Source organism: Actinophytocola gossypii (genome assembly GCF_025165815.1).
Taxonomy (GTDB): domain Bacteria; phylum Actinomycetota; class Actinomycetes; order Mycobacteriales; family Pseudonocardiaceae; genus Actinophytocola; species Actinophytocola gossypii.
On record NZ_JAFFZE010000014.1, the window covers coordinates 470593 to 480238 of the forward strand.

Below are 9646 nucleotides of genomic sequence, written 5' to 3' on the forward strand. Positions count from 1 at the left end.
TTCCCTCCTCAACTCCCCTCGGCGACAAGGGAAACTCCGAACTCGGCGGTCGCCAGCCAGCCCTCGATCGCCTGCGAGGTCGTGGACGCGTCGGCGTCCATCATCGTGAAGTGGTCGCCGGGCACCGTCTCCACGGTGTCGGCGAACCGCCAGGACACCCGCTCGGTCCCGGCGCCGCCCATCGGTCGCGCGGACCGCAGGTACAGCACCGGCGCGGCGGTGTCACGCACGTCGAACTCCGCGAGCAGGTCGACGTACCAGGCCATCCCGGTCAGCTGGGCGTTGTCGAACGTGCCGACGGACGACTCCAGCTCGAACAGGCCGGCCACCATCTCGGTCATCATCGGCACGGCACCGCCCTCGGCTCCCCCGCCGCCGCCGCCGTCACCGCCGTCCACGGGGAGCGTGTCGATCAGGATCACGGCCTCCGGACGGATCCCCGACTCCTCCAGGTGCGTCGCGGTGGTGTGCGCGAGGACACCGCCGGCCGAGTAGCCGACGAGCACGAACGGCTCGCCGTCCGCGGCCGCCACGACGGCGTCCGCGAGCAGCCGGACCACGACGTCGGAGGTCTCCGGCAGCGGGTCGGCTGCGGTGAACCCGGGCACCGGCAGCGACACCACGTCCCGCACGCCGTCGAAGTGCGCCGCGAGCCGCGCGTACTGGTAGTGGTTCCCCATCGCCATCGGGGTCTCCACGCACACCAGCCTCGGCCGCGCCGCACCCTTGGCGAGCCGGAGCGGCACGATCGTCCGGCCGGGGTCGGTGGCCGAGTCGAACGTCGGGCGCAGCCGCGCGGCCGCGCTCAGCACGTCGATGCCCTGGCCCAGCTTGCCGGCCAGTGCGGCCTCGCGGAACAGGTCCCGCAGGGTGCCGGCCGGGGCCGGTGCCGGCGGGGCCGGCGTGAACGTGGTGAGCAGGTACGCGGCGAGCGCGTTCGGCGTCGGGTGGTCGAACACCGCGTTGTCCAGCGGCAGCCCGGTGACCGTGCCCAGCTCGATCGCCAGCTCGGTGGCCGACAGCGAGTTGAGACCCAGCTCGATGAGGTGCCGGTCGGCGTCGATCGAGTCCGTACCCGCGATCGCCGCGACCGCGCCGAGCACCAGCTCGCGCACGGCCCGCTCGCGCTCGTCGGCCGGCAGGTCGGCCAGGCGCAGCCACGACTCGTGCGGGCCGGAGTCCTCGTCGGCGGCGGCCCGGCGGCGTTCGGTGCGGGCCTCGACCACCGGAGCGTCCATCGCGGACAGCTCGGCTGGGTCGACCGCGCGGAGGGTCACCGAGTCCACGGTCAGTACCGGCGCTCCGGCCGGGTCGGCGAGGACCAGCGAGACGGTGTCGCCGGTGCCGCGCAGCGCGACCCTGGCCGCGACCGCGCCCGTGGCGTGCACCTCGACCCCGGTCCAGGCGGCCGGTGTCACGGGCCGGCCGGTGGCCCGCAGGGCGGCGTCGAGCAGGGCCGGGTGCACGGCGAACGAGTCGGCCTCGGCGCGGGCCGCGGCCGGCAGCGCGACCTCGGCGACGGTGTCGGCACCGGGCGGCGGCCACCCGGTCGGCGCGACCTTCGACGCGGCGGTGAGGAGGCCGGTGGCGTGGTGGGTCCAGGCGGTCTCGTCCTCCGGGCGGGTGTGCACCTCGACCCGGCGGTCCCCGGTCTCGTCCGGGGCGCCGACGGCGACCTGCACCCTGGTGCCGCCGGACCCGGCGAGCCGGGCGGGGGCCACGACGTCCAGCTCGGCCAGCCGGGGCAGGCCGACCAGGTCACCCGCGTGCACCGCCAGCTCAACCGCCACCGCGCCGGGCAGCACCGGCGTGCCGGCGAGCCACGGGTGGGTGGCCGGCGAGAGCCGCCCGGTCAGCACCACGGAGTCCGAGCCGGCCAGCGCGACGGCGGCGCCGAGCAGCGGGTGCCCGGTCTCCTCCAGGCCGGCCGCGGCCACCTCGCCGACCGCGATGGTGTCCATCTCCACCCAGTACCGGGTCCGGTGGAAGGCGTAGGGCGGCAGCGGCACCTCGCGGGCACCCCGTCCGGCGTACAACCGGGACCAGTCGGCGCCGTGCCCGGTGACCTGCAGGCGCGCGACGGCGGTGAGCAGGCCGGTGACCTCGGGGCCGCCGGTCAGGGTGGGCACCGGCACGAAAGTGGCGTCCTCGTCGAGGCAGCCGGCGACCAGGCCGGCGAGCCCGCCGTCCGGGCCGACCTCGACGAACCGGGTGACGCCCTGCTCGGCCAGGTGCCGTACGTCGTCGGCGAAGCGGACCTCCGCGCGGAGCTGCCGCTCCCAGTGGTCGGAGGTGGCCAGGTCGTCGGCGGACACCGGTTCGCCGTCCAGGTGGGCGACCACCGGGATCGCCGGCGGCTGGAAGCTCAGCCGGTCGGCGACGTCGAAGAACTCCTCCTGGATGTCGTCCACGACCGGCGAGTGGAACGCGCGCCGCACCCGCAGCCGGGTGGTCTGCCGGTCGCCGAGCCGCTCCAGGACCTCGTCCACGGCGTCCTCGTCGCCGGAGAGCACCACCCGGTCCGGGCCGTCGACAGCGGCGATGCCGACCTCGCCGCCCACCTCGTCGGACAGCAGCGGCGTGACCTCGTCCTCGGTCGCCCGCACCGCGACCATCACGCCGGGCGCCAGCTCCTGGGCCAGCTCGCCGCACGCGGCGACCAGCTTGACCGCGTCGGCCAGCGAGAGCACCCCGGCGACGTGCGCGGCGGCGACCGCGCCGACCGAGTGGCCGGTCACGAAGTCGGGCCGCAGGCCCCAGGACTCCAGCAGCCGGTAGGTCGCCACCTCGACGGCGAACACCGCGGCGGTCAGGAACGTGGTCTGGTCGAGCAGCCCGGCGGTCACCGTGCCCTCGTCGGCGAACACGACCTCGCGCAGCGGCCGGTCCAGGTGCCGGTCGAACTTGGCGCCGACCGCGTCGAAGGCGCTCGCGAACGCGGGGAACGCGGCGTACAGCTCGCGCCCCATGCCCGGCCGCTGGGCGCCCTGGCCGGGGAACAGGTACGCGGTCTTCCCGCCGGTGCGGGCGCCGGTCACCACCGAGGGCGACCCGGTGCCGTCGGCGAGCGCGCGGAGCCCGGCCACCAGGACGTCGCGGTCCGCGCCGACCACGACGGCCTGGTGCTCGTAGGGGGTTCGGGTGGCGGCCAGCGAGTAGCCGAGGTCGAGCGCGTCCACACCGTCCACCTGGGACAGCAGGGCGGCCGCCTGGGCGGGCAGCGCGCCCGCGGTGCGGGCGGAGACCAGCCACGGCAGCGCCGGCCCCGGCTCCCGGTCGGCGTCCACGGGTTCGGCCGCCGGCGTGGGGTCGCCCTCCTCCAGGATCGTGTGCACGTTGGTGCCGCTGCGGCCGAAGGAGGACACGCCGGCGCGGCGCGTGCGGTCACCGGCCGGCCACGGGATCGTCTCGGTCAGCAGCCGGACCTCGCCGGCCGTCCAGTCGACGTGCGGCGACGGCTCGTCGGCGTGCAGGGTCCTGGGCAGGCGGCCTTCGCGCATCGCCTGCACGGTCTTGATCACGCCGGCGATGCCGGAGGCGGACTGGGTGTGGCCGATGTTGGACTTGACCGAGCCGAGCCACAGCGGGCGGTCCCGGTCCTGCCCGTAGGTCGCCATCAGCGCCCGCACCTCGATCGGGTCGCCGAGCCTGGTGCCGCCGCCGAAGCCCTCCACCGCGTCCACATCGGACGGTTCGAGGCCGGCGTTGGCCAGCGCCTTGCGGATCACCCGCTCCTGGGCGGCGCCGTTGGGCGCGGTCATGCCGTTGGACGCGCCGTCGGAGTTCACCGCGCTCCCCCGGACCACGGCCAGCACCTGGTGGCCGTTGCGGCGGGCGTCGGAGAGCCGTTCGACGACGACCACGCCGACGCCCTCGGCCCAGCCGATGCCGTCCGCGTCCGCGCCGAACGACTTGCACCGGCCGTCGCCGGCGAGGCCGCCCTGCTGGTCGAAGTCGACGAAGGTGGCCGGGGTCGAGATCACCGTGACGCCGCCGGCCAGCGCCAGGGAGCAGTCGCCCTGGCGCAGCGCCTGGATCGCCCAGTGCAGGGCGACCAGCGAGGACGAGCACGCGGTGTCGACCGAGACCGCGGGGCCCTCCAGGCCGAACAGGTAGGCGATGCGGCCGGACACGATGCTCTGCGACAGCCCGACGCCGCGGAACCCGGCGGCGTGCTCCAGGGTGCCGAACATGCCGGGGTCGTAGTCGGGCTGCATGACGCCGGCGAACACGCCGGTGGTGCTGCCGCGCAGCGAACGCGGGTCGATCCCGGCCCGCTCGATGGCCTCCCAGGACGCCTCGAGCAGCAGCCGCTGCTGCGGGTCCATCATGGTCGCCTCGTCCGGGTCGATGCCGAAGAACCCGGCGTCGAAGTCGGTGGCGTCGTGCACGAACCCGCCCTGCCGGGAGCCGCCGCCGGAGTCGAGCCCGAACCAGCCCTCGACGTCCCAGCCGCGGTCGGTGGGGAACGCGGTCACGCCGTCGCCGCCGCCGGCCACCAGCTCCCACAGGTCCTCCGGGGAGGCGACGCCGCCGGGGTAGCGGCAGCTCATTCCGACGATCGCGATCGGCTCGTCGGCCGACACGACGACCGGGGCGGCCTCGTCGACGTCCTGGTCGGCCGCGCCGAGCAGTTCCTCCTCTAGGTAGCCGATCAGCGCGAGCGGCGTCGGGTTGTCGAACACGAGCGTGGCGGACAGCTGGACGCCGGTGGCCACGCTAAGCCCGTTGCGCAGCTCCACCGCGGTCAGCGAGTCGAAGCCGAGGTCCTGGAACGCGCGGTCCAGCTCGATCGACTCCGGCGAGCTGTGCCCGAGCGCCTGGGCGACCTGCGCCCGCACCAGTTCCTTGAGCGTGGTCACCCGGTCCTGTTCGGACTGGGTGGCGAGCCGACGGACCAGCGATCCGTCGCCGGCCGGGGTGTCGGCGGCGGCGGTGCGGCGGGCGGCGGGCACCAGGCCGCGGAACAGGTCCGGCAGCGCGTCGCCCTGGCCGCGCAGCACGCCGAGGTCCAGCGGAACCGGGGCCAGGACCGGCTCGGTGGCGGTCCAGGTGGCGTCGAACAGCGCGAGCCCGTCCTCGGCGGACAGCGGCACGAACCCGGTGCGGGCCACGTGCGGCAGCTCGGCCTCGGTGACGTGGCCGGCCATGCCGGTGCCGGTGCCCCACATGCCCCAGGCCAGCGAGACCGCGGGCAGGCCGTTCGCCCCGCGGTGCGCGGCGAGACCGTCGAGGAACGTGTTGGCGGCGGCGTAGTTGGCCTGGCCGAGCGCCCCGAGCAGGCCGGAGGCGGAGGAGAACAGCACGAACGCGCCCAGGTCGTGCCCGGCGGTCAGCTCGTGCAGGTTCAGCGCGGCGTCGACCTTCGGGCGCAGCACGGTGGTGAGCTGGTCGGCGGTGAGGGTGTCGATGGTGCCGTTGTCCAGGACGCCGGCGGCGTGCACGACGCCGGTCAGCGCGCGGCCGGCGAGCAGCGCGGCGGCCGCCTCGCGGTCGGCGAGGTCGCAGGCGACCAGCTCGACGGCGGCGCCGAGGGCGGTCAGCTCGGCCACCAGGTCGTCCGCGCCGGTGGCGGCCGGGCCGCTCCGGCTGACCAGGAGCAGGTCGCGCACGCCGTGCTCGGCGACCAGGTGCCGGGCGACGAGCCGGCCGAGGCCGCCGGTCGCGCCGGTGACCAGGACGGTGCCGGCGGCGACCGGCGACGCCGGGGCGGTGTCCTGGCTGCCGGCGCGGGTGAGCCGGCCGACCCGCACGCTGCCGTCCCGGACGAGCGCCTGGGACTCGCCGGCGGCGAGGATCTTCGGCAGCACCGTGTCGAGGTCGCGTTCGGTGTCGGTGTCGACGAGGACGATCCGGCCGGGGTACTCGGCCTGCGCGGAGCGGACCAGGCCCCAGACGGCGGCGCCGGCCAGGTCGGTCACGTCCTCGCCGGCCAGCGCGACCGCACCGGAGGTGAGCACGACGAGGCGGGTGCCGTCGAGGTTCCGGTCGCCGGTGAAGGCACGCAGCGACTCCAGGGCGCGGGTGGTGGCGGCGTGCACGGCGGGCGCGTCGCTACCGCCACCGCAGCGCAGCACGGCGACGTCCGGGGCGTCGGCCCCGACCGCATCGAGTTCCACTGTGGACAGCGGGGTGCCGGCGGGGAGTGCCACCGGCTGCCAGTCGAGCCGGAACAGGGCGTCGCGGTGGGTTCGCCGGGCGGCGGCGATGGCGTCGGCGGTGATCGGGCGCAGCACCAGCGAGTCGACCGTCGCGACGGGGGCGCCGGTGCCGTCGGCGACGGCGATCGCGACGCCGCCGGCCGCGCGGCTGATCCGGACCCTGGCGGTGGCGGCGCCGGTGGCGTGCAGCTCCACCCCGCGCCACTCGAACGGCAGCGCCGCCTCCTGGCCGGCGAGACCGCTGCGCCCGACGGCCTGCAGCGCGGCGTCCAGCACGGCGGGGTGCAGGCCGTAGCGGGTGACGTCGCCGCGGGCGGTCTCGGGCAGGGCGAGCTCGGCGAACAGGTCGCCGTCGCGCCGCCACGCGGCCCGCAGGCCCTGGAAGACCGGGCCGTAGACCAGGCCGCGGTCGGCGAACTCGCCGTACACGCCGTCGAGGTCGACGGGTTCCGCGCCGGCCGGTGGCCACTCGGCGAGGTCGAACGTGGCGGCGGTGCCGCCGTCGGCGAGGGTGCCGGTGGCGTGCCGGACCCAGGTCGCGTCCGGGGTGTCCTGGCAGGCGTGCACGGCGACCGGGCGGGCGCCGGCGGCGTCGGGCGCGCCGACGGTGATCTGCAGCCGAACGGCGCCGTCGTCGGGCAGCACCAGCGGGGCGTGCAGGGTCAGCTCCTCGATCCGGCCGGTGCCGGCCCGGTCGCCCGCGTGGCCGACCAACTCGACGAACCCGGTGCCGGGGAACAGGATCGCGCCGCCGACGCGGTGGTCGGCGAGCCACGGGTGGGTGGTGGCGGACAGTCGCGCGGTGAGCACCATGCCGTCGGTGTCGGCCAGCATGACCGACGCGCCGAGCAGCGGGTGGCTGGTCGGGGCGAGGCCCATCGAGGCGGGGTCGCCGGTGCGCGGGGACGCGGTCATCCAGTACCGCTCCCGCTGGAACGGGTAGGTCGGCAGGTCGACGCGGCGGGTGCGGCCGAGCAGGGCCGACCACTCCGGACTCACGCCGGTGACGTGCAGCCGGGCGAGGGCGGTGACGAGGGCACGCACCTCCGGCTGCCCGGCCCGCTGGGTCGGCACACAGCCGGGCAGGACGGCGTCGGGGCCGACCTCCAGGAAGGTGGTCACCCCGGAGTCGGCGAGCGTGGCCATGGCGTCGGCGAACCGCACCGGCCGGCGGACCTGGGTGACCCAGTACTCCGGGTCGCCCACGTCGGTGACCCGACCGGTGACGGTGGACACCAGCGGCAGCCGGGGCTCCTGGTAGGTCAGGGACTCGGCGACCGCGCGGAACTCGTCGAGCATGGGGTCCATCAGCGGCGAGTGGAAGGCGTGCGACACCCGCAGCCGGGTGTGCCGGCGGTCGAGCCGCTCGACGACGGCGAGCACCTCGGCCTCGACGCCGGACAGCACGACCGAGCCGGGCGCGTTCACCGCCGCGACGGCCACGCCGTCGGTCAGCAGTGGGGTGACCTCGTCCTCGCTCGCGGTGACGGCGACCATCGCGCCGCCCTCGGGCAGGGCCTGCATCAGCCGGCCGCGCGCGGAGACCAGCGCGCAGGCGTCCGCCAGCGAGAACACGCCGGCGACGTGCGCGGCGGCGATCTCGCCGATGGAGTGGCCGGTGACGAAGTCCGGGCGGAGGCCCCAGGACTCCAGCAGCCGGAACAGCGCGACCTCGAACGCGAACAGCCCCGCCTGCGCGTGCTCGGTGCGGTTCGCCACGGCCTGGTCGTCACCGGAGTAGACGCCGGGCAGCAGCGCGCACACCTCGTCGAACGCCGCCGCGAACACCGGGAACGCCGCGTGCAGCTCGCGGCCCATGCCGGCCCGCTGGGCACCCTGGCCGGTGAACACGAACGCCGACTTGCCGCCGACCCTGGCCACGCCCTCGACGGGACCATCGGCACCGTCGGCCACGGCGCGCAGGCCCGCCAGCAGTTCCGCGCGGTCGGTGCCGGTGACCACGGCGCGGTGCTCGTGGGCGGCCCGGGTGGTGGCGAGCGCGCCGGCGACATCCACGTCGGACAGCTCGGGTCGTCCGTCCACGAAGGACAGCAGCCGTTCGGCCTGCGCCCGCAGCGCGGTCCGGCCGCGGGCGGAGAGCACCCACGGCACCACCGGCACCGGCTCGGTCTCCGGGTGGTCGTCGGTCTCGGTCGCCTGCTCCAGGATCACGTGCGTGTTGGTGCCGCTGAGCCCGAACGACGACACCGCGGCCCGGCGCGGCGCACCGGTCTCCGGCCACGCCCGCGCGTCGGTCAGCAGCCGCACGTTGCCCGACGCCCAGTCCACGTGCGGCGACGGCTCGTCCACGTGCAGGGTCTTCGGCAGCTCGCCGGCACGCATCGCCATGACCATCTTGATCACGCCGGCCACACCGGCCGCGGCCTGGGTGTGCCCGAGGTTCGACTTGACCGAACCGAGCCACAGCGGCCGCTCCCGGTCCTGGCCGTAGGTCGCGAGCAGCGCCTGCGCCTCGATCGGGTCGCCCAGCTCGGTGGCCGTGCCGTGCCCGTCGACCGCGTCCACCTGGTCGGCGGACATCCGCGCGTTGGCCAGCGCGGCCCGGATCAGCCGTTGCTGCGCCGGCCCGTTGGGGGCGGTCAGCCCGTTCGACGCGCCGTCCTGGTTGGTCGCGCTGCCGCGCACCACCGCGAGCACCGGGTGCCCGTTGCGCCGCGCGTCCGACAGCCGCTCCACGACCAGCACGCCGACGCCCTCGGACCAGCCCGGGCCGTCCGCGCCGGCCGCGAACGACCGGCAACGCCCGTCGCGGGACTGGGTGTCCTCCAGGTTGAACTCGACGAACGTCTGCGGCGAGGCCATCACCGACACCCCGCCGGCCACCGCCAGCGAGCACTCCCCCTGCCGCAGCGACTGCACGGCCAGGTGCAGCGCCACCAGCGACGACGAGCACGCGGTGTCCATGGTGACCGAGGGGCCCTCGAAGCCGAAGTGGTACGACACCCGGCCGGAGACCACGCCGGACGAGCCGTAGCTGCCCGGGTAGTTGTGGTACATGACGCCGGCGAACACCCCGGTCCGGCTGCCCTTCATCGTCGCGGGCGGGATGCCGGCGCGCTCGAACGCCTCCCAGGTGGACTCGAGCAGCAGCCGCTGCTGCGGGTCCATGAACAGCGCGTCGCGCGGGGCGATGCCGAAGAACTCGGCGTCGAAGTCCGCCGCGTCGGCCAGGAACCCGGCCTCCCGCACGTAGGTGGTGTTCGGCCGGGTGTTGTCCGGGTCGTAGAGCCGGTCGAGGTCCCAGCCGCGGTCGGTGGGGAACTCGCCCGCGACGTCGACGCCGTCGGCCAGCACCCGCCACAGGTCCTCCGGGCTGCTGACGCCGCCTGGGAACCGGCAGGCCATGCCGACGATCGCGATCGGCTCGTGCGCGGCGGCGGTGAGCCGTCTGCTCTGCTCGCGCAGCCGCTCGGTCTCCTTCAGCGACGCGCGGAGGGCGTCGACAACCTTCTTGTCCTGCGTGG

General features: G+C 75.8%; 1 pseudogene. It reads right to left on the reverse strand.

Annotation, left to right across the window (positions count from 1 at the left end):
• Positions 1–8: 8 nt before the first annotated feature.
• Positions 9–9644, reverse strand: a pseudogene (locus JT362_RS18730) (SDR family NAD(P)-dependent oxidoreductase); the annotation flags it as partial.
• Positions 9645–9646: the final 2 nt, after the last annotated feature.